This is a genomic window from Mycobacterium sp. IS-1590, assembly GCF_001500025.1.
In the GTDB taxonomy this organism is placed as follows: Bacteria; Actinomycetota; Actinomycetes; order Mycobacteriales; family Mycobacteriaceae; genus Mycobacterium.
The window spans coordinates 1-21468 of record NZ_LQIW01000002.1 but is presented as its reverse complement, the minus strand read 5'-3'; the positions used below and the strand labels follow the sequence as shown (position 1 = coordinate 21468).

The following is a 21468-nucleotide window of genomic DNA, read 5'->3' as shown; positions in this document are numbered from 1 at the left end:
GTGGGCGGCTGTGAGGGACCTGTGGATGAGCGCGGCCCCGGGCGGGACAGGCTGTGGAGGTGTTGGAGGTTGTGTAGCAATCGGCTGGTAGTTCGCGGCTTGATCCCAAGTTCTCCACACCGGTGTGCACAACGCCGCGCTGTGACTGGTGGTGCCGGCGGTACAGAAGATTTTTGAAGGATTTTCGTCATGAGGGCCGCATTCGGGCGCGATCGAGCGCGACGGGAAGGGGAGTGGGCGCCGATGGGTCAGCGCTTGGAGCGCTGGCGGATACGCGTCGTGAGTTCCTTCACGTGATCGAAGACCTCACGCCGCTCGGCCATCTCGCCGCGAATCTTCTTCTCCGCGTACATCACGGTGGTGTGGTCACGACCGAAGGCCTGCCCGATCTTCGGCAGGGACAAGTCGGTCAACTCGCGACACAGATACATGGCGATCTGGCGGGATTGCGCGAGCGCGCGGGTCTTACCGGGACCCCGTAATTCCTCGACGGTGGTCTCGAAGTACTCGGCGGTGGCGGCCATGATCGCCGCGGTGCTGATCTGCATGGTGCTGGCATCGGAGATCAGATCGCGCAGCACGATCTCGGCAAGCGACTTGTCGATCGCCGTCTTGTTCAGCGACGCGAACGCGGTGACCCGGATGAGTGCGCCCTCCAGCTCGCGGATGTTGCGCTCGATGCTGCTGGCGATGAGCTCGAGGACGTCGTCGGGCACATCGAGACGGTCCATCTGGGCCTTCTTGCGCAGGATGGCGATGCGTGTCTCGAGCTCGGGTGGCTGGACGTCGGTGATCAGTCCCCACTCGAACCGGGTGCGCAGCCGGTCCTCGAGGGTGGCCAACTGCTTGGGCGGGCGGTCCGAGGAGATGACGATCTGTTTGTTCGCGTTGTGCAAGGTGTTGAAGGTGTGGAAGAACTCCTCCTGGATGCCTTCCTTGCCCTCGATGAACTGGATGTCGTCGACCAACAACACGTCGATGTCGCGGTAGCTGCGCTTGAACGACGCCTTGCGGTCGTCGCGCAGCGAGTTGATGAAGTCGTTGGTGAATTCCTCGGTCGAGACGTACTTGACGCGCATGCCGGGAAACAGCCGCTGGGCGTAGTTACCCGCCGCGTGCAGCAGGTGCGTCTTACCCAGCCCGGACTCACCCCAGATGAACAACGGGTTGTACGCCCGGGCCGGGGCCTCGGCGATCGCAAGTGTCGCCGCGTGAGCAAACCGGTTCGAGGCGCCGATGACGAACGTGTCGAAGGTGTAGCGACGGTTCAGATTGACCGCGGTCGTGTCGTCGGTCAGCGTGTTGGGCGGGCGGCTGGTGAAGTAGGTCGGCCAACTTTCCTCGGCGCTGACCCGCGCCTCGAGATCGTCGTCGACTTCGTCGGGGTCGCCGACGGCCGATAGTCCGGCCAACGGCCCGTCGGTCTCGTCGGGTCCGGGGTCGGCGATACGCACACCGAGCTCAACGCGCTGACCGAGCTGACGGCTCAACGCCGTGATGATCGGCTCCCGCAAATGACGTTCGATCTCGTTCTGCACGAACGGGGTGGGCACCGACAGCAGGGCAAACCCCTCGGTGATCACCAGGGGCTTGACCAGCTTCAACCAGGCTCGTTGCTGAGGCGTGAGGCCCGGGCCCGCCATATCGCCACCCGCTGAGGCGGGGTTGCCGTTGAGCTCGGCGACCACCGTGTTCCACACGGCTACGAACGGGGGGTCGGGGTCAGCTGTCAACGACGACTACCCCCTTGCGGCCGGCCCAGAGCGACCAAAAGGAACGATGACGATCTGTCCACAAAGTTATCCACAGGCTGTGGAGACTGGACAGTCGTCGTCGTTCTGTTTTCTACCGGCGGGGAGGCCGCGGGTCGGGCCACATCACAGATGTGAGGCATCCTGTGGGCTCACGACTGGCTGGGCATCCTCGCTTCGTTGTCCGTCGCCGTTTCGTTATCGAATCGGCATTGGCAGAAGCTAACAGTTTTCTTCGCGGGTGCCAACCGTTCTGCAACATTGCGTGGACGGATATTATCTGCTGTTGGTCGGCGGTGACGCGTGTTGCAAATGTGGCTGTCCACACTGTCATTCGGCCAGGTTTGACCCAGCGAAATCTCCTCAGTACCCTCGAACAGTCGCCCGTACGAGGCGATACGGCTGCGACCCGGGCATCGACCGGGGACCGCGCCGGCTAGCAAGATGGACGAGCTTACCAACGGCAACTGCGTCCAAACCGATTCGTACGTCGTCGGTGGGGGATGCGGGTGCCAGACGCAACAAGGAGACAGCCGTGGCCAAGGGCAAGCGGACCTTCCAGCCGAACAACCGGCGCCGGGCGCGTGTGCATGGCTTCCGGCTGCGGATGCGCACCCGGGCAGGTCGGGCAATCGTGACGAACCGTCGGAGCAAGGGTCGGCGCAAGCTGACCGCGTGACTCTCACGTGACTTCGAGCGGGAGTTGACGCTGGTGCTTCCGGCGCGGTACCGCATGACGCGTTCGACGGAATTCGGGAACACGGTCAGCCGAGGGGTGCGCGCAGTGCAGCCCGATCTCGTCGTGCACGCCCTACGGTCCGGCGAGCCCTCCGAGCCCGGGCCCCGGATCGGACTGGTGGTTTCCAAAGCCGTCGGCACCGCGGTGCAACGTCATCGCGTGGCCCGTCGGCTGCGGCACGTCGCGCGAAGCCTCGTCAACGAGCTGGACCCGGCCGACCGCGTGGTGATCCGCGCGCTGCCCAGCAGTCGGCATGCGATATCGGCGCGCCTCGAACAAGAACTGCGCACGGCGCTTCGCCGGGCCCGACCCAAACCCGGGGCGACCCGGTGAACGCGACGGTGCGGTCGGCCGGCGCGTGGACGGCTCGCGCGGTCATCTACGTGATCCAGCTGTACCGGCACACCATCTCGCCACTGCGGCTACCGACGTGTCGCTTCACCCCGACCTGTAGTCAGTACGCGGTGGACGCGCTGACCGAATACGGGCTGGTGCGCGGCGGCTGGCTCGCGACCGTACGGCTGTTGAAATGCGGACCGTGGCATAGGGGAGGATGGGACCCGATCCCGACCCGCCCCACAGCCGGCGGACACGGCGACGAAAAGGCGGCGGGCGCTCCCGCGGACGAGTCTTCAGAGGATCGGGACACCGCTGTCGAGGACAGTGGCGGCCATCCAGCATTGCGAGCAGGAAGCGAGACGCGTGTTTAACTGGTTCAGCCTCGACATCATCTACTACCCGGTGTCGGCGATCATGTGGGTCTGGTACAAGCTGTTCGCCTTCCTGCTGGGGCCGTCGAACTTCTTCGCCTGGGCGCTCTCGGTGATGTTCCTGGTGTTCACCCTGCGCGCGATCCTCTACAAGCCGTTCGTGAAGCAGATCCGGACCACGCGTCAGATGCAGGAGCTGCAGCCACAGATCAAAGCGCTGCAGAAGAAGTACGGCAAGGATCGTCAGCGCATGGCGCTGGAGATGCAGAAGCTGCAACGCGAACACGGCTTCAACCCGATCCTGGGCTGCCTCCCGATGCTGGCTCAGGTGCCGGTGTTCCTCGGGCTGTTCCACGTGCTGCGGTCCTTCAACCGGACGCAGGGTGGGTTCGGTCAGATTCAGCTGTCCGTGGAGCAGAACCGGGCCACCGGCAACTACGTCTTCAGCCCGACCGACGTCGCGAACTTCCTCGACGCGCACCTGTTCGGAGCGCCGTTGGGCGCGACCATGATTCAGACCACCGGCCTGGACGCCTTCACCGAGTTCAACCGGGCGGCGGTCATCGGAGTCGGCGTGCCGATCATGATCCTGGCCGGCATCGCGACCTACTTCAACAGCCGCGCCTCGATCTCACGCCAGAGCCCCGAAGCCGCCGCCAACCCGCAGACGGCGATGATGAACAAGCTGGCGCTGTACGTCTTTCCGCTCGGTGTCGTCGTGGGCGGGCCGTTCCTGCCGCTGGCCATCATCATGTACTGGCTCGCGAACAACATCTGGACCTTCGGTCAGCAGCACTATGTGTTCGGCAAGATCGAGAAGGAAGAAGAGGCCAAGAAGCTCGAGGCCCAGGAGCGGCAGGCGAAGAACGCACCGCCGCCGGGGGTCAAGCCGAACCGGACCCGCAAGGGCCAGACGACCAAGGCGCCCGAGGCCGCGGAGCCGGCGTCGAGCTCCGATACCGAGAGCAGCGAGGCCGCGGCAGACAACGGTGCGGCGGACAAGAAGCCTTCGGGCGGCAACCCGGGCAAGGCGGCAAGCGCAGCTACGAACCGCGCGCCGCGCCCCGGCGCCTCCCCGCGCCCCGGTGCGCGGCCCAAGAAACGTAAACGGTGACCGGACGAGCCCGGTGGGATGAGGAGAGAACGACATGACTGACGCCGAGACGACCGAGCGCGACGAACTCGTCGAAGAGGGCAGCAGTGCCGCCGCGCCGGTGGCCGAGGACGATCTGGAGGAGAAGCTGGTCGCCGAGGGCGAGATCGCGGGTGACTACCTCGAGGAGTTGTTGGACCTACTCGACTTCGACGGCGACATCGACCTCGACGTGGAGGGGGACCGGGCCGTCGTGAGCATCGACGGCGGCGCCGACCTGAACAAGCTCGTGGGGCGCAAGGGCGAGGTGCTCGACGCCTTGCAGGAATTGACGCGGCTGGCCGTGCACCAGAAGACGGGGGAGCGGAGCCGCCTGATGCTCGACATCGCGCGCTGGCGTCGTCGGCGCCGCGACGAGTTGGCCGCGCTCGGTGACAAGGTGGCGCGGCGCGTGCTCGAGACGGGCGAGCGCGAAGAGCTCGCCCCGATGACGCCGTTCGAGCGCAAGATCGTGCACGACGCGGTGGCGGCCGTGGACGGCGTCCACAGCGAGAGCGAGGGCATCGAGCCGTCGCGCCGCGTGGTGGTTCTCGCCGACTGATCCAGAGTTACAACTATGTAGTTCATTGGTGGCGTCGGCCCGACGCGACGATCCGGAGGATGTTTCACGTGAAACATGGGGAGGTGTCGGCGCCGCCGGACGTAGCCGCCTCCTTGTTTGGCGAGCGCCTCGACCTCACGGCGCGATACGCCGCGACGCTCGCGGGCGCGGGCGTCGAACGGGGTCTGCTCGGCCCGCGGGAAGTCGACCGAATCTGGGACCGCCATATCCTCAACAGCGTGGCACTGGCCGAACTCCTTGGGTCGGACCACCGAGTCGCCGACATCGGTAGTGGTGCCGGCCTTCCCGGGATACCGTTGGCGTTGGCTCGACCCGATCTGCACGTGACGCTGATCGAACCACTCCTGCGCCGCAGTGAGTTCCTGCGCGAGGTGGTCGACGAACTCGGTATCGACGTGACGGTCGTGCGCGGGCGGGCCGAGGAGCCGGGGGTGAGAAGGCAATTGGGGGAGACGGACGTAGTGGTGTCCAGGGCGGTGGCCTCCCTGGACAAGCTGACTCGATGGAGCATGCCGCTCCTTCGCGTCGACGGCCACATGCTCGCCCTGAAGGGGGAGCGTGCCGAAGAGGAGATCCGCGACCACCGGCGTGTGATGGCGTCGCTCGGCGCGGCCGATGTAAGGGTGATGAGGTGTGGCGCGAACTACTTGGATCCACCCGCGACCGTCGTCGTGGCACGGCGGGAGGGGGCGGTGACGCACCGGCCAACGGGCAGGAGACGCGGGTGACGACGCCACGCAACGGGGTGCAGGGATCGGCCATGCCGCTAGGCCAGCGGGCGAATGTTTCACGTGAAACACCAGTCGCCGCTACACAACCTGGCGGCGGTGCGGCCCGGGGCCCACGCGAAACCGGGACGCACGATGTTTCACGTGAAACCGTGCCCGGTACCACCGAGGCGCCGAACGAGAAATGGGCCGAGAAGACGGCACCGGACCAATGGGAGGATCCCGTCGGCATCGACACCCCCATCGGCGCTGAGGCGGAGCGCGCGGTGCGGCTGCTCCACGCCGCGTCCAAGGGGAGCCTTCCGCGACCCGATCGGCAGCGAGTGTTCACGATCGCCAACCAGAAGGGCGGGGTCGGCAAGACGACCACGGCCGTCAACATCGCCGCGGCGCTCGCTCTGCAGGGACTGCAGACGCTCGTCATCGACCTCGACCCGCAGGGCAACGCGAGCACCGCCCTGGGCATCGAGCATCGGCCGGGCACGCCGTCGTCGTATGAGGTGCTGATCGGGGAGATCCCGCTGCGCGACGCGCTGCAGCGCAGCCCGCACAACGAGCGCCTCTACTGCGTGCCCGCGACCATCGACCTGGCCGGCGCCGAGATCGAGTTGGTCAGCATGGTGGCCCGCGAAGGCCGCCTGCGCACGGCGTTGGGCTCGCTCACCGAGTTCAACTTCGACTACGTGTTCATCGACTGTCCGCCGTCGCTCGGCCTGCTGACCATCAACGCGTTCGTCGCCGCGCCCGAGGTGCTGATCCCGATTCAGTGCGAGTACTACGCCCTGGAAGGCGTCGGACAGCTGATGCGAACCATCGAGATGGTCAAGGCGCACCTCAATCCGCAACTCGACGTGACCACGGTGATCCTGACGATGTACGACGGGCGGACCAAGCTCGCCGACCAGGTGGCTTCCGATGTGCGCGCCCATTTCGGCGACAAGGTGCTCCGCACCGTCATCCCCCGCAGTGTCAAAGTGTCCGAGGCGCCCGGTTACGGGATGACGATCCTCGGCTACGACCCGGGCTCACGCGGCGCGATGAGTTATCTGGATGCCAGCCGCGAGATCGCCGAACGCGGCCAGAATCGAACCAACCGATGAAAGCTCGCGCGATAAGCACCGAACCCGGCGAGATCCGACCCAACCCATGAGCGTTCGCGTAGAAAGGCAGAACGATCGATGAGCGCTTGCGCGAAGAGGAGTAGATGATGAGCCAACCCACACGCAAGCGCAGCGGACTCGGCCGCGGCCTGGCGTCGCTCATCCCGACCGGGCCGGCCGACGGCGATCAGGGTCTCGGTCCACGGATGGGTGACGCGGCGGCCGATGTCGTGATCGGCGGGCCGTCGAACGGCGGCGCGATCAACGAGGTCGGTGCGGTGTACCGCGAGATCGATCCCTCGTCGATCGAGCCGAATCCGCGCCAGCCGCGGCAGGTCTTCGACGAGGAAGCGCTCGCCGAGCTCGTCCACTCGATCCGCGAGTTCGGCCTCATGCAGCCGATCGTCGTGCGCGCGCTTCCGCAGCCCGAAGCGGGAGGCGGCCGCTTCCAACTCGTGATGGGGGAGCGGCGCTGGCGCGCGGCTCAGCAGGCCGGCCTCACCACGATCCCGGCGATCGTCCGCGAGACCACCGACGACAGCATGCTGCGCGACGCGCTGTTGGAGAACATCCACCGCGTACAGCTGAACCCGCTCGAGGAGGCGGCCGCCTATCAGCAGCTGCTCGACGAGTTCGAAGTCACCCACGATGAACTGGCGACGCGGATCGGGCGCTCACGCCCGGTGATCACGAACATGATCCGGTTGCTGCGTCTGCCGATCGCCGTGCAGCGCCGAGTGGCCGCCGGCGTGCTCTCCGCCGGGCATGCGCGTGCGCTGCTGTCGCTCGAAGGCGGACCGGAGAAGCAGGAGGAACTCGCCGCGCGCATCGTGGCTGAGGGGTTGTCGGTGCGAGCGACCGAGGAAGCGGTCACGCTGGCCAACAGCGCGGGCGCGCCGGCTCCGGCGGCGCCCAAGCGCAAGCCGATCAACATGCCGGGTCTTCAGGACGTTGCCGAGCGGCTGTCCACCGCCTTCGATACGCGGGTGACGGTCAGCCTCGGCAAACGCAAGGGCAAGATCGTGGTCGAGTTCGGGTCGGTCGACGACTTACAGCGCATCGTCGAACTGATGAGCGCATCCGAACGGTGACCTACCACACCGGGTAATTACGTCACTGTGACACAACCCGGGTCGCATCGGCGTGACCACCGCCCTTCGAAGGAAACCACCTGTGACACAACATGATTCGCTGTTCGATGTGAGAGGCCCGCAAAGCGGGGCGTCGAGGTGTGCGCACCCTTCTATCCTGGAGGGGCAGCGGTGTACCGCTGCACCGTGTAGTACCCGGGGAGTCTAGTGTCGGCACGCATCACGCCTCTGCGGCTCGAAGCGTTCGAGCAGTTGCCCAAGCACGCCCGCCGTTGCGTGTATTGGGAGGTCGATCCGCTGACTCTGGGGCGGGATGCCACCGGAGCCGCGGTTCCCGGTGTCGATGACCACCTGTCGGATCCCGAATTCGAGAAAGAGGCGTGGCTTTCGATGGTCATGCTCGAATGGGGATCGTGCGGGCAGGTCGCGGTGCAATGTGCCGATGGCGACACCGACGACGGGCCGGCCCCACTGCGCGGGGACGAGGCGTGCTTGGGATATGCGTTCTACGCTCCGCCCGGCGCAGTCCCGCGCGCGCACCGATTCCCGACCGCGCCCGTCAGCGCCGACGCCGTATTGCTCACATCGCTGGGCATCGAATCCGGCGAGGACACGGAAGCATTGTCGCGCGCGCTGATCGCGGCGGTCGTGGGAGACCTGGTTCGGCGCGGGGCCCGTGCGCTCGAGGCGTTCGCGCACACCGCCGAAGTCAGCGAGCTCACCGAACCGGGTGCGGTGACGCCGGCGCTGCGGCCGGTGATGGAAGTCCTCGGCGACTGCTCGGTCGACCAGTGCGTGCTCGACGCGGACCTACTCCTGGATGCGGGCTTTGTTGTTGTCGCCCAGCACCGGTACTTCCCGCGCCTGCGCCTCGAGTTGGAGCAGGGGCTGGGCTGGAAGGCCGACGTCGAAGCGGCGCTGGAGCGGTTGTTCGAGTTCGCGCAGATACGCCAGCCCGTCGGGGCGGGTGCGGGCTCGGTGGGCCTGACCGCGATCGGCGGTCAGGACGGGCTGACGCGCCCGGCCTGTTCGACCGACAGCTCGTGGGCGAGCAGTTCGGCGAACGTGAAAGTGCCTGTGGGACGGTCGTTCTTACCGAGCAGGTAAAGCCGCTTGACGGCGGCGAGCATGCCCTCGGCGATGGCGTCGCGGGCCTGAGAGGACACCAGCATCGCCCGGTCTTGCGGATTGGTGATGTAGCCGACGTCGACCTGCACCGTCGGCATCCGGGTGAGACGCAGCAGGTCCCACGTCCGTCCATGGGTGCGGCAATCACGTAACCCGGTGCGGGCCACCACTTCTCGTTGAATGAAGTCGGCGAGGTTGCGACCGATGGTCGACACCGAGCCGTGGGAGTTGCCGAAGTGGAACGATGCGACACCGTTGGGACCAGGACTGGGCTGAGTGGCGCAGCGCAGGCTGATCATCAGATCGGCGCCGACGGCGTTCGCGGTCGCGGCGCGTTCGGCGTCCGAGGGTGCACGGTTGGCAGGCCGCGAGAGGAACGTCTCCATACCGATCGCGGTCATCCGGCCCTCGAGCCGACTCGCCAAGTCCCACAGGATGTCTGACTCGCTGATCGGCCCGCTCGGCCCCTGCATGATCTGACCGTGGTCGTCACCGCCACGGCCCGGGTCGATGATGATGCGCTTACCCGAGAGCCGAGGACCGGAGCGGCGGACCAGCTCCTCCTCGCGAATCGCATGTGGGGAGCCGCCGGTGACGCGTGAGCCCAGAAAGTACAAGGAGCGCAACGTCTCCGGGCCGCAGATCCCGTCCGGATACAGCCCGTACTCGCGCTGGTAGGACATCAACGCGTTGTGCGTGCTCAGCCCGAAATGCCCGTCGACGAGGCCGGTGTAGAAACCGAGGTCCTGGAGTCGGGCCTGCAGCGTCGCGACGTCGTCGCCGAACATCGGGGCGCCGAACTGGTGGCTCAGCGTGCGCGCACCGAGCCGGTACGACGCCTCTTTGAGCGCACGATAAGTCGCTTCGCCGACGATCCCGTCGACCAGCAGACCGCGATGCTGTTGGAAGGCGCGCACGGCGTGGTCGAGTTCGGCGTCGAACAGGTCCAGCGCGATATGCCTGCCGGTGGTGATCTCCTCGTCGGAGTTGTCGAGCATGCCCAGCGCCGTCAACGCAGCCCTGATCTCGGTGACCGCGGACCCGCGGTCACCGCGACGCAGACTGGACATATGCGGCCTTTCAGTCACGGTTGTCAGCTGCGCGAGGGCGCCGACCAAGTTGACGGGCTAGGCACGATTGTCGCAGACACTTCGCCGATTCAAGAAAACCCCAGGCCGGTGTCCGTGCCGCGGATTACGGCTCCCACGGGCCGCCGTAACGCGGTTAGACCACGTCACTGAGTTCGCGCAGCAGCGCAGCCTTGCCTTTTGCGCCGACGATCCGCTTCACCGGGGAGCCGTCTTTGAACACGATGAGCGTCGGGATCGAGACCACCTGGAAATCACGGGCCGTGGCGGGGTTGGCATCGACGTCGAGCTTGGCGACCGTCAACTCGCCCGCCTTTTCGGTGGCGATCTCTTCGAGCACCGGGGCGATCATCTTGCACGGACCGCACCAGGTCGCCCAGAAGTCCACCAGCACCGGTGTGCTGCTGGACAACACGTCGGAGGCGAACGTGTCGTCGGTCACCGCTACCGTGGATCCGGTGCTCTCGGTCATCGGGATGCTCCTATCAGACAGGTGTTTCGATGGTTTCATCGCTTGGGCCAGAACCGATTTCGGCAAGCCAGCGTTCGGCGTCGATGGACGCCGAGCAGCCGGTGCCCGCCGCGGTGATCGCCTGGCGGTACGTTCGGTCGACGAGATCGCCTGCGGCGAAGACACCTTCGATCGAGGTGCTGGTCGAATTACGCTGCGTCAGGACGTAACCGTCCTCGTCGAGGTCGACCTGGCCGCGAACCAGATCAGAGCGCGGGTCGTGGCCGATCGCGACGAACACACCGGTGACGGCGAGCTTCGACTCCTCGCCGGTCACCTTGTTGCGCAAGCGAACTCCGCTGACCTTCGGGCTGCCCTCGACCTCGAGGACGTCGGTATTGGTCAGGAACGTGATCTTCTCGTTCGCACGCGCGCGGTCCAGCATGATTCGCGAGGCGCGGAACTCGTCGCGGCGGTGCACCAGGGTGACGCTGCGGGCGAACTTCGTCAGGAAGATCGCCTCTTCCATCGCCGAGTCGCCACCGCCGACGACGACGATGTCCTCGTCGCGGAAGAAGAACCCGTCACAGGTCGCGCAGGTGCTCACGCCCATGCCCATCAGGGCTTCCTCGCCCGGCACGCCCAGGTGCCGCGCGGCGGCGCCCATCGCGAGGATGACCGCCCGGGCCCGATAGGTGTCGTCACCGACCGTGACGGTCTTGATCGGGCCGTCCAGCGAGACGGCGTCGACATCCTCCATGCGCAGGTCGGCGCCGAAACGCAACGCCTGTTCGCGCATCTCGTCCATCAGCTCGGGACCGGTGATGCCGTTGCGGAAGCCGGGGTAGTTCTCCACCTCGGTGGTGGTCATCAACGCACCGCCGAACTGGACGCCTTCGAACACCAGGGGCTTGAGCTGCGCACGCGCTGCGTAGATCGCTGCTGTGTAGCCGGCCGGACCGGATCCGATGATGATCAGATCGTGAACCGTGGATGTGGTGGTCATGAGCGCCTTTCTGCCGCTGATCCGCGGCACCGGTATAAACACCAGCGTAGGCGGTGGTGTTCCCGGAGTTTCCGAACAACCTCGGAAGACAGACTACGGTCGTTCGACCAGGGTTTCGGCCAGCAGCCCACCGTGAGCCGCATGGCATGAGCCGTCGACGAGCACGGCCAGGACGTCGGTGGCCGCCGGTGCCGGCAGGAGCAGCACGACGGCGCGACGACCGGCGACCTCGACGGTCCGCGCCCCGAGGATGGGCGTGGTCGCCGCGTGGCCCAAGCCCTCGAGGCAGGCACCGCGGCGGCGCGGGTCCGCCAGCGGCCCGTACTCGGGTGGCGTCGAGAGCAGGCCGGTGACCTGCGCATCGGTCAGCGGGAAGGCGGGCGGCCGCCGCGACACGGTGATGCGCTCGGCCGACGGGCCGGGCCGGGAGAACCGCGGTTCGGGGTCGCGGCCCAGCATCGAGACGCCGATGACCACCCCGGCGGTGACGGCGGCGAGGCCGATGAGCAGCCCGAAAACCTGTATCCGGCGGAGTCGGGGCCGATCGACGGCGTGATGAGGTTCACCGGCGGCCCGTAAGGCTGCACCGATGCGCGCGGTGACGCCCGCGGGGACGTCCGGCGCGGAGCCCTCGTCGTGCGCCAGTTCGGCCAAGCCGCGCCGCACCCGCTCGACCGCCGGATCCGAATCGTCGTCCGTTCCGGTCTGCATCGCTAGCCAGTCTCCACCACGACACATAAGACGCGCCGGATCGGCCCGCGGTTCCCCTCAGTCGGCGCCTGCGGAGGTTTCCGCGCCGAAGTACTCGAGCGCCTCGGCCAGCTTGGTCCTGGCGCGCGAGCATCGGCTCTTGACGGTGCCTTCGGGCACGCCCAGCATCCGGGCGGTCTCGGCCACCGAGTATCCCTGCATGTCGACGGCCACCACCGCGGCGCGCTGTTCGACGGGCAACCGCATCAGTGCCCGTTCGACGACGATCGCGGTGTCCACGCGTGATGCGGGGTCACCGATGTGCCCCTGGTCGTCGGACAGGGTCTCGACGGCCCGGGTTTTGTTGCGCCGCAACCGATCCAAACATGAGTTCACCACGATGCGGTACAGCCAGCTGCTCACCGCCGCGTCGTAGCGAAAGGCCGGTGCGCGGCGGTGTGCCTTGAGCATCGCGTCCTGCAGCGCGTCGGCGGCATCGTCGGGGTTGCGGCTGGTGATGCGCGCGATCCGGTACAGCTGCCGGTGGTGGCGGTAAAACAACTCCTCGAACGCGTAGCGGTCACCGGCCACGTGCGCGGCGAGCAACTCGGCGTCGCTGCGTTCCCCGGCCTGCCCCCCGAAGGTCCCCACAGCCGAACACTAAACGGCTACGCGGGTGCCTCCCGACACATCTTTACCGGGCTGGGGATGAACCGGGTCAGGAGGCGGACTTGACCGTGACCTCGGCGATGTCGGAGCGGCTCGCGCCGTTGACCTGGCCGAGGGTCGACACCCAGACCAGCAGATTGGAGGTCGGCGAGGCGTTCTCGACCTTGATGGTGTTGGAGCCCGGCTTGAGCTCGGTGGCCGGCGTCAACACGGTGGTGTCGGCCAGCGACGACGGCGTCGGTGTCTGCGCAGAGCGGATCTCGACGGCCGTGCCGGTGCTGTTGAGATCGATGTCGACCTCGCCGACCGTCGTGGACTGCGGCAGTTGCAGCATCAGCCCGACGCCGTTCTTGAAGTTCGGGAACGGCACCGGGTCGGTGTAGGTGTCGATCGGCCACACCGTGGACTTGTCGCCGTCGATCGCCTTGGGCGCATCCGACGGCGCATCGGCCTCGCCCTCGGGTGAAAAGACCGTCACCGCAGTCGGTTTGACGACATTGCCGCTGTCGGTACTGCCTTCGGCCGACTCGCTGGTGGTCGGATCGTTGAGCCCGAGCCGGTCGCCGCCGAGGCCGTCGCCGACGTCTCCGAAGATCCGGCTCAGCACCGTCGCCAGCACCACGAGCGCGATCACGACGATGGCGCCGCCGACGCCGAGTCCGATCATCAGGGCCTTGCGGCGACGCGCCTGGGTCTCCGGGTCGGTATCGGTGACGCCCGGGGACGCCGCGCGGTCGGCTTCGTCGACCGGGGAGATCAGCTCGGTGCGGTCGGCGATGGCTGTGGCCTGTTGGAGCAGGTTCAGCAGGGTCGGCGCGCTGCGGATGCCGCCGCCTTCCTGTACGGCGCGCGCCGCGGCGGCCGAGATCTGGAAGGGGATCTGGCGGTCGACGGCGCGGGGTTCGATCGGTTGTCCGGCGGAGTCGAGGTCGGCGGGGGCCAGGCCGCTGCGAACCCCGTGCTCGGGCAGCGGCCACCGGTTGATCAGCAGCGCGTACAGCGCCGCCCCGATTCCGCGGATGTCGTCCTCGGGTGTCGCGTCGGGCAGCGTCGCCGGGAAGGCCAGCGCGACGTCACCCTCGATGCTGACCCGGACCCGACCCGGGTGGTCGAGCGAGAGGGCTACTCCGGCCCGGTGCGCGGCCTCGGCGGCCGCCGCCAGCGACTGCATCGCCCTGGCGCCGCCGATCGGGGACGGCGACGTGTCGGCCACCTCGGTCAACGAGCCGCCCCGGATCCACTCCGAGACCACCAGCCCGCCCGATCCGGTGTTGACCACATCGAGCACCCGCGCGATACCGGGCATGTCGATGCTGCTCAGCTTGCGGGTGCGGGTCAGGATCTCACGCAGGGTCTCGTCGGACAGGGTGTTGTCCGGATCGACGAAGGTGAGCGCGACCTGGCGGTCCAGGGCGGTGTCGAGTGCCTGCCAGAACTGCAAATTGGGCGGGCCGCCGTGGAACACCAAGAGGCGATAGCGACCGCCGCCGACCATCGCTCCGGGGATGAGGTGGACGTCCTCGTCGGAGGTGGCCGCCTCGATCGCCGGTTCGCGCGGCGGATCGAACGCAAGGGGCTCGCGGGTGGGGTCGCCGCCGTAATCCGAGGGCGGCCGACCCGACACCGGTGACCGGGTCGCGCCGTTCTCGGCGGCGAACTCGGTGGTCTGACCGGGGTCGGGCACGTCGGGCCGCAGGTCGTCGGCGACGACGTCGGACTGCCCGGTCGGGAGCTTTCTGGTTGCGGTTTCGGGTGTGGGCGCGGAGCCGCCTGCGGGTTCGTCGCTCACCGCTGGTCCTTTCCGCATCCGATCCCCGGCAACGGGGCCAGGTGGTCCGCGCCGGACGGCCGGCGGGCTGTGCCGGCGCCCTGACGCGGACGAATTCCTGCGTTCAGGGTACGGGAGAGGGGCGCGCGTCCGTGGCCGGTCGGGGGTCGCAGCTACCCCATCGCGCCCGGCGCCGGGCCGGGCACCAGCGCCGAGCCTGCGCCGAACCGCAGCGAGGGCCGCGTGGGCGTCAGGGACACGCGCGCCGAGGAGGACGCCGACGATGATCGGCACCATGACCAGGCCGAGCACGACCAATCGCAGGAGGGAGCCGGCGCCGCCCCAGTTCCGGGTCAGCGACTCCAGACGCAACAGTGTGTCGGCGACCTGGCCCGCCATCGCGGCGAGCAGTGATGCCGCGATCGTGACCAGCACCGTGCGCACCACCTGCAGGTCGATGAGCCGGCCGCCCGGCGGGTCGAGATTGGCCCGCAGGAGGAAGTAGCCGACCACCGCACCCGCCACGAAGCCCAGGCCGTTGGCCGTCCCGAGATAGCCGGCCACCAGGTCGGGGTCGTCGGTCAGATGGGGCGCGATCAGCGAGGCGATGATCTTGACGGTGGTGATCACGACGATCAGCAGGATCGGCGTCCACGGTTGTTGGCGCGCGTAGAAGACCCGGAGTTGAAGCAGGACAAGGGCGTAGGGGATCAGCGTGAAGGCCGAGAGCGTGATCGCCATGCCCAGGTAGTTGGCGTCGACCTCGCCGAAATTTCCGTAGGCGAACAGCGCGCTGCCGATCGCGGGGCCGCCGACCGTCGTCAGCGCGACGATGGGGATCAGCGTCACCATCGTCAGCCGGGTGGCCAGCGAGAGGTCGGCGAGCACCGCGCGTTGGTCGTTGGAGGCCGCATTGCGACTCAACCGCGGCATCACGACGGTCAGCACCGTCACACCGATCATGCCGAACGGCAACTGCAACACCAGCCACGTGTAGTTGTAGATTGCGGGCCCGGATGCCGCTGCGCCACTGGCGATTCGGTTGCCGACGATCAAGCCGACCTGGCTGATCAACACGTACAGCACCATCGCCGAGGCCATCGCGCCGAACTGCTTCATGCGCTCGTCGATGCCCCACAGCGGGCGCAGGCTGATGCGTTCGCGGCGGATCGCGACCAACAACACCATGACCTGGGTCACCGTGCCGAGCGTCATGCCGATGCCCAGCACGAGCAGTTTCGCGTTGCCCATCTGAACCGGGTCGAGCGAGAGTTCGCCGGGCACAATGAGATACACGCCGAGAGTCACGATGGCGACGAGGTTGTTGCACACCGGCGCCCAGGCGGGTGGCCCGAATACGTTGCGGGTGTTCAGGATTGCCATGAACACCGACGACAATCCGTAGAACAGCACCTGCGGAAGTAACAGATATGCGAACGCGGTGGTCAGGTCGCGGTTCACTTCGGGATCGCTGCCCAACATGAGGTCGACGAGCATCGGCGCCGACGCCACCGACAGCGCAGTGATGATCAGCAGCAGCGTCGTCGTCAGCGTGACCAGGCGGCGGATGAACGCCGTGCCGTTGTCGGCGTCGTCGCGCTCGGCGCGCGCCAACACCGGCACGAAGATCGCGGTGAACGTCGCCTCGAGCACGAGCGCCGCGATCAGGTTCGGCAACTGGTAGGCCACCGAGAAGGCACTGGTGAGCGCGGCGCCGAGGATGGTCGCGAGCAGGACGATCCGGGCGAACCCGGTGAGGCGGCTGACCAGCGTCGCGACGGCCATGCCCCACGACCGCGACACCACCGCGGCGTCGGACAGTTCCTCGCGGCCGGCGCGGCGGTGCCGGGTGAGCACCCCCCGGCACCGCCGCGGGTGCCCGAACCCCTGCGGCCGGCTCGGCTCAGGGTGGCGTCGATGTCGTCGTCGTAGTGCAGCGCCACCTCGAGCGGGTCGGGCCGGTCCAGGTCGGCGGGATCGGGCTGGCCGCGGAACCGGTGCCAGAGTCGACGGCCGGCAAGCAGCACCAGGACCGCGCCTGCCGAGAGCGTGATGAAAAACAGCACCTTGCCGTAGGCGTTGGAGTGCACCGACAATCGCACCGGTTCCCCGAGCGGCAGGCCGTCGACCGTGCGCAGCGCGACGTCGACGGCGACCCGCTGGGTGAAGTGCACCTCGATGGGGACCCGCAACGGTAGGTAGCCCGGGGGCAGCACGATCTCGCCCATGTCGGTGACCGTCATCCCCGGGGGCGCGTCGACGTCGAGGCGGACCCGTATCGGTACCGGCAGGTCGTTGCGCAACGCGAGCGGCAATGGGCTGCGTTCGGTGGCCAGCGTGTAGGCCCCGCCCGGGTTGACGATCGTGACCGCCCCGAAGATGTCGTCGACGGTGTGCCCGACCGTCGTGAGTCGTTGTTGCGCAAGGCCGTTGCGGGTGTCGGGCGGCACCGACTGGCTCAGCGCGCGCAGCATGTCCTCGCGCAGCGGGGCGGTGTAGCCGTATCCGGTCAGCCCGGTGCGTTCGTCGGTGGACAGCGCCGCGGTCAGCCCCCACAGCCGCCCGGTGACCGCCGCGATGCCCGACACGACGGCGTCGTCGAACCGGGCATCGGGGTCGCCCAACTCGTCGCTGGGCAGCGGAGCCATGTCTTCGGGTGAGACGGCGCTGCCTTCGCCGATCACCGCGGTCAGCGGTCGCGGCGCGGCGAGTCCGGCGTTGATCGCGGTGGTGACCGCCCGAAACAGTGCCCGGGCGTCGTCGGGGCCGAGGCTCCAGGCCATCGGCGGCATCAGTATCTGGGTGCGCGGGCCGATGTCCGGATTGAGGGCGCGCCAGAGCATGGCCCCCAGGGCGTCCTGGCGCCGGGCCACCTCCGAATCGTGCTGCAACGGGATGTCCAGAGACGGGTGCAGGTATCCGGGTGCCACGGGATCGGTGCCCGCGCCGGCGAGCGCCGCTCCGACGGCCGGATCGAAGGGCGCCGCGACGACCTGCGGTGTGTAGCGCACCGGCGTGGTGTCGGCGACGCCGGAGTCCGCGACGTCGGTGCCGTCGTCCGAACCCGATTCGGCGGCCGCGACGGCCACGGTCTGGCCGCCCTGGTCCGACAGCAGGCGCACCGCGGGACCGGTCAGCGGTCCGTCGCCGACCAGGCTGGCGCCGCGCACCGAGGTCACCCCCAGAATCTGGTCGACGATGTCGCCCGCCGTGGTGGTCGCTATCCGGCTGAGCCCGGGGTCGCGGACACACCGCAGCGCATCGAGGTCGGCCTGCGCGTAGATGGTGGAGGCGACGCAGATGCCCTGCGCCAGGGACTTGAGCCGGTTCAGCCACGCCACGGCCGCGTCCTGCCCGGTCCCGGGGCGGGTGGGAGTGCCTTGTCCCGCGTCGGGGCCGTTGTTGACGACGTAGCCGCCCGTCATCGCGTTGACGGTCACGAGCAGATCGGGGTCGACCGCCAGACATGTCGCGGCGCGCACCCGTCCGTCGGGATCGACCTGGGGGCTGGTGGCGAACTCGGCGGCCGACAGGAGCGTGTCCAGGCGACCGCCCGGCGCCAGGGAGGTCGCCAGCTCATCGTCGATGAGCCGCACCGGGGTGGCGCCGCCCGGTGCGCCCGCGGCCAGCCGCGGCCGGTCGGCGATCGGCCACAGCAGCGTCAGCCCGACGGGCTTGGACGTGTCGGGCGCTGTGACCGCCGTGACCGCGTCACCCGAGTCGATGCCCGGATCGGGTGGGACGCCGAGCACCGGCAGCAGGAAGCGGGCGTCGTCGAGGCGTGCGGGCGCCCCGTAGTCGGGAGTGCCGTTGACGTTGACCATCACCGGGTACACACCCGGTTCGTCGATGCCGAGCGACGGCCGGTCGGCCGACCTCAGGGGATATGACAGGGTGAACCGAACCTCTTGTCCCCGAGCGAGTTCCGGAGAGAGCGGGACGAACTCCCCGACGGGCTCGAACTGGTCGACGTCGCCGGTGAGGTTGGTGCGCAGCCCGGTCGACGTCCGCACCGCCGCGGCATCCTCCAACCGCACGACCACATCGCGCACCGGCCGGTCGCCGACGTTGAGGACGGCCCCGGCCACCGTGACCACCGGCTCGCTGGTGGTGGTGACCACGTCGGGAGTGACGCGGTCGACGCGGATCTGAAGGAACGGCGTCGAAGCGGGTTGGGCGGCGGCGCGCGGGAGGACGAGCGGTAGGACACTCAGCGCCAGCACGATCAGCGCGGCCAGCGCGCGAGGCAGCGCCGCGGCGGTCACGAGCCCTGTCCGCAACCGTTCGTCCGGCGGCCGGGCTGCGTCTTGCCCCACTCGTCCCCCTGCCCTTCGGGCGGGTGGGCCCCCGGCTTGCCCGGGGAGTGCCCCCAGCGCTCGGTCCCCGGGGACGGTTGCGCGCGTTCGTCGGGACGACGCTTGCGGGTGTGCGAGTGCGTCTGGGGGCGGCGTCGTGGCGACGACCGGGGCAGCGGCGGCAGCGCGGACGGGCCGTGGGCGTGCAGCTTGTCGATCAGCTCCCCGGCGACCTCGGCGAGGCGGCGTTCGTCGGCGTAGGCCAGTCGCTTGGGCAGTTCCTTGAGCGGCACCCACGCCACCTCGGTGACTTCGACGTCTTCGTCGGACAGTTCACCGCCGAGGAAGCGCATCAGATAGTGATGCACGGTCTTGTGGACCCGGCGGCCCTCGGTGACGAACCAGTAGTCGATGCTGCCCAGCGCGGCGAGCACGCTGCCCTGCACGCCGGTCTCCTCGGCGACCTCGCGGACCGCGGTCTGTTCGGCGGTCTCACCCATTTCGATATGGCCCTTGGGCAGTGACCACAGCATGCGGCCCCGCCGGTCGATGCGCCCGATCAGCGCGGCGACCTGGCTTTCCTTGGGACCGTCGATACCGTCGATGACCAGCCCGCCCGCGGAGGTCTCGTGGACAGTGCGCAACCGGTCGGGTGGCCGCCGGGGCCGCGACTTCTTGGACTGCCCGTCCTGGGTTCCGTCGACGGCGGCGCCGTTCTTGGGCGCGGCGTTGGTGTGGCCGGAAGGGGGCTGGGGAACGGGTCGGCGGGGCTGCGCGGACGGGTCGGGTGCGGACTCGGGCGGACCTGCCGCGCGTCGGCCACGACGTCGCCCCCGGCGCCGTCGTGGTTTGGCCTGTTCGCCGTCCGACACCCAAGCGATAGTAGCTGCCACACATATTCGCCCCCGCCGCACTCACCGGTCGTGACAGAGCCGTTGCACATTTGTGTGACTCCGCGGCCGGGGGGCCGCTTGATCGCCGCCTGACTCCGTTGAATCGTCAGCCTCCTCAACGCGGCCCGGGGGCCGCTTGATCGTCGCCTGACTAGGCTGTCCGAACGTGCCGCCCTCCACCGACGCCGAACTGCTTGCCACCGCGCAAGTGGAACTGAACCGCCACGGCGAGGTGCTGCGCGAACTCGGCCGGCTGTTCGCTGACGCCGGCCACGAGTTGTATCTCGTCGGGGGCAGCGTCCGCGACGCGCTGCTGGGTCGCGCACTGACTGACCTCGACTTCACCACCGACGCCCGTCCCGAGCAGATGCAGAAGTTGCTGCGGCCGTGGGCCGACGCGTTGTGGGACACCGGCATCGAGTTCGGCACCCTCGGCGTCGGCAAGGGTGACGAGCGCCTCGAGATCACCACCTACCGCGCCGACACCTACGACCAGGTGTCCCGCAACCCCGAGGTGCGCTTCGGCGACAACCTCGACGACGACCTGGTGCGACGCGACTTCACCGCCAACGCCATGGCGGTGCGCATCACCGCCGACGGCCCCGCGGAGTTCCACGACCCGCTCAACGGGCTCGCGGCGCTGCGCGCGAAGGTGCTCGACACCCCCGCGGCTCCCGAGGTGTCGTTCGGCGATGACCCGCTGCGCATGCTGCGCGCGGCGCGCTTCGTCTCGCAGCTGGAGTTCAGCGTGGCGCCGCGGGTGGTGTCGGCGCTGGTGGCCATGGCGCCGCAGCTGGGCCGCATCACCGCCGAGAGGGTGGCCGCCGAACTCGACAAGCTGCTGCTCGGCGCCGACCCGGTCGCGGGCGTCGACCTGATGGTGCAGACCGGACTGGGCGATGTGGTGCTGCCCGAGGTCGGCGCGATGCGCATGGCGATCGACGAACACCACCAGCACAAGGACGTCTACTGGCATTCGCTGACCGTCCTGCGCCAGGCGATCGCACTCGAGGACTCCGGTCCCGATCTGGTGCTGCGCTGGGCGGCACTGCTGCACGACATCGGCAAGCCCGCCACCCGCAAGCACGAACCCGACGGCGGGGTGAGCTTTCACCATCACGAGGTGGTCGGCGCGAAGATGGCGCGCAAACGGCTGCGCGCGCTGAAGTACTCCAAGCAGATGGTCGACGACGTCTCGCAGCTGGTCTACCTGCACCTGCGGTTCCACGGCTACGGCGGCGGCAAGTGGACGGATTCGGCGGTGCGCCGTTACGTGACCGACGCCGGTCCACTCCTGTCGCGGCTGCACAAGTTGGTCCGCGCCGACTGCACGACCCGCAACAAGCGCCGCGCGGCCCGGCTCCAGGCCAACTACGACGACCTCGAGCACCGGATCGCCGAACTCGCCGAGAAAGAGGATCTCGCGCGGGTGCGCCCCGACCTCAACGGCAACGAGATCATGGAGATCCTTGGCATCCCCGCCGGCCCCCAGGTAGGCCAGGCATGGCAGTACCTCAAGGAGTTGCGCCTCGACCGCGGCCCGCTGTCGCGCGAGGAGGCGGTCGAAGAACTGCTGGCGTGGTGGAACGCGCGGGGCGGACAGTAACCCCCCGACCCCCCCCCCCAACCTCCGCCCGCGACCGCGT

At 68.4% G+C, this 21468-nt stretch carries 18 protein-coding genes and 1 pseudogene; 10 read left to right on the top strand and 9 right to left on the bottom strand.

The annotated features are described in order from the left end of the window. Positions 1 to 248: 248 nt before the first annotated feature. The gene (gene dnaA / locus AU197_RS02830; RefSeq protein WP_064400950.1) at positions 249 to 1733 is read right to left on the bottom strand and encodes a chromosomal replication initiator protein DnaA; all 1485 of its coding nucleotides are present in this window, start codon (positions 1731 to 1733) and stop codon (positions 249 to 251) included. A gap of 553 nt (positions 1734 to 2286) precedes the next feature. Between dnaA and rpmH the strand changes: the two genes are divergently transcribed. The 9 genes from rpmH (at position 2287) to AU197_RS02785 (ending at position 8941) form a co-directional block, all read left to right on the top strand. After that, positions 2287 to 2430 carry a 50S ribosomal protein L34 gene (rpmH, locus tag AU197_RS02825; protein WP_064346175.1) on the top strand — a complete coding sequence of 48 codons (144 nt, stop codon included), beginning with the start codon at positions 2287 to 2289 and terminating at the stop codon, positions 2428 to 2430. A 33-nt stretch (positions 2431 to 2463) separates the two neighbouring features. Then, on the top strand, positions 2464 to 2823 hold the full coding sequence (rnpA, locus tag AU197_RS02820) for a ribonuclease P protein component (protein ID WP_064401180.1): 360 nt from the start codon (positions 2464 to 2466) through the stop codon (positions 2821 to 2823). Continuing rightward, positions 2820 to 3200 carry a membrane protein insertion efficiency factor YidD gene (yidD, locus tag AU197_RS02815; protein WP_502687851.1) on the top strand — a complete coding sequence of 127 codons (381 nt, stop codon included), beginning with the start codon at positions 2820 to 2822 and terminating at the stop codon, positions 3198 to 3200. The genes rnpA and yidD overlap by 4 nt, the downstream gene beginning before the upstream one ends. A gap of 43 nt (positions 3201 to 3243) precedes the next feature. Next, positions 3244 to 4314, top strand: coding sequence for a membrane protein insertase YidC (gene yidC, locus AU197_RS02810; protein WP_231744811.1), 1071 nt, complete (start codon positions 3244 to 3246; stop codon positions 4312 to 4314). A gap of 34 nt (positions 4315 to 4348) precedes the next feature. Next, positions 4349 to 4894 carry a Jag family protein gene (locus AU197_RS02805; protein WP_064400946.1) on the top strand — a complete coding sequence of 182 codons (546 nt, stop codon included), beginning with the start codon at positions 4349 to 4351 and terminating at the stop codon, positions 4892 to 4894. Between the two features lie 59 nt (positions 4895 to 4953). Next, entirely contained in the window at positions 4954 to 5643 is a 690-nt protein-coding gene (rsmG, locus tag AU197_RS02800; protein WP_064400944.1) for a 16S rRNA (guanine(527)-N(7))-methyltransferase RsmG, read from the top strand. 32 nt (positions 5644 to 5675) lie between these two features. Further along, complete coding sequence (locus AU197_RS02795) at positions 5676 to 6743, top strand: ParA family protein (protein ID WP_082696484.1); 1068 nt, start codon at positions 5676 to 5678, stop codon at positions 6741 to 6743. 107 nt (positions 6744 to 6850) lie between these two features. After that, positions 6851 to 7834 carry a ParB/RepB/Spo0J family partition protein gene (locus AU197_RS02790; protein ID WP_064401177.1) on the top strand — a complete coding sequence of 328 codons (984 nt, stop codon included), beginning with the start codon at positions 6851 to 6853 and terminating at the stop codon, positions 7832 to 7834. A 207-nt stretch (positions 7835 to 8041) separates the two neighbouring features. Further along, on the top strand, positions 8042 to 8941 hold the full coding sequence (locus AU197_RS02785; protein ID WP_064400942.1) for a hypothetical protein: 900 nt from the start codon (positions 8042 to 8044) through the stop codon (positions 8939 to 8941). On the opposite strand, the gene AU197_RS02780 is transcribed toward AU197_RS02785, so the two are convergent. The 8 genes and pseudogenes from AU197_RS02780 to AU197_RS02745 form a co-directional block, all read right to left on the bottom strand. Then, entirely contained in the window at positions 8836 to 10032 is a 1197-nt protein-coding gene (locus tag AU197_RS02780) for an N-acetylmuramoyl-L-alanine amidase (RefSeq protein ID WP_064400941.1), read from the bottom strand. The two genes, AU197_RS02785 and AU197_RS02780, sit on opposite strands and share 106 nt — an antisense overlap. A gap of 154 nt (positions 10033 to 10186) precedes the next feature. Further along, positions 10187 to 10522 carry a thioredoxin gene (gene trxA / locus AU197_RS02775; RefSeq protein ID WP_064400939.1) on the bottom strand — a complete coding sequence of 112 codons (336 nt, stop codon included), beginning with the start codon at positions 10520 to 10522 and terminating at the stop codon, positions 10187 to 10189. A gap of 13 nt (positions 10523 to 10535) precedes the next feature. Beyond that, a complete protein-coding gene (gene trxB, locus AU197_RS02770; protein ID WP_064401176.1) occupies positions 10536 to 11507 on the bottom strand; it encodes a thioredoxin-disulfide reductase in 972 nt (323 codons plus the stop codon). A gap of 93 nt (positions 11508 to 11600) precedes the next feature. Next, a complete protein-coding gene (locus AU197_RS02765; RefSeq protein WP_064400937.1) occupies positions 11601 to 12218 on the bottom strand; it encodes an RsmA family anti-sigma factor in 618 nt (205 codons plus the stop codon). 57 nt (positions 12219 to 12275) lie between these two features. Next, positions 12276 to 12848, bottom strand: coding sequence for an RNA polymerase sigma factor SigM (gene sigM / locus AU197_RS02760; RefSeq protein ID WP_064400935.1), 573 nt, complete (start codon positions 12846 to 12848; stop codon positions 12276 to 12278). Positions 12849 to 12915: 67 nt separating this feature from the next. Then, positions 12916 to 16638 carry a murein biosynthesis integral membrane protein MurJ gene (gene murJ / locus AU197_RS02755; protein WP_082696483.1) on the bottom strand — a complete coding sequence of 1241 codons (3723 nt, stop codon included), beginning with the start codon at positions 16636 to 16638 and terminating at the stop codon, positions 12916 to 12918. Beyond that, a pseudogene (locus AU197_RS02750) lies at positions 16556 to 18899 on the bottom strand (hypothetical protein); the annotation flags it as partial. The pseudogene AU197_RS02750 and the gene murJ, both read right to left, overlap by 83 nt. Further along, positions 18896 to 19801 (bottom strand): NUDIX hydrolase, encoded by a 906-nt coding sequence (locus AU197_RS02745; protein WP_082696478.1) that lies wholly within the window; start codon positions 19799 to 19801, stop codon positions 18896 to 18898. The gene AU197_RS02745 and the pseudogene AU197_RS02750, both read right to left, overlap by 4 nt. Positions 19802 to 19988: 187 nt before the next feature. Here AU197_RS02745 and AU197_RS02740 point away from each other — a divergent pair, with 187 nt between their 5' ends. Further along, positions 19989 to 21428 carry a CCA tRNA nucleotidyltransferase gene (locus AU197_RS02740; RefSeq protein ID WP_064400932.1) on the top strand — a complete coding sequence of 480 codons (1440 nt, stop codon included), beginning with the start codon at positions 19989 to 19991 and terminating at the stop codon, positions 21426 to 21428. Positions 21429 to 21468 lie beyond the last annotated feature (40 nt).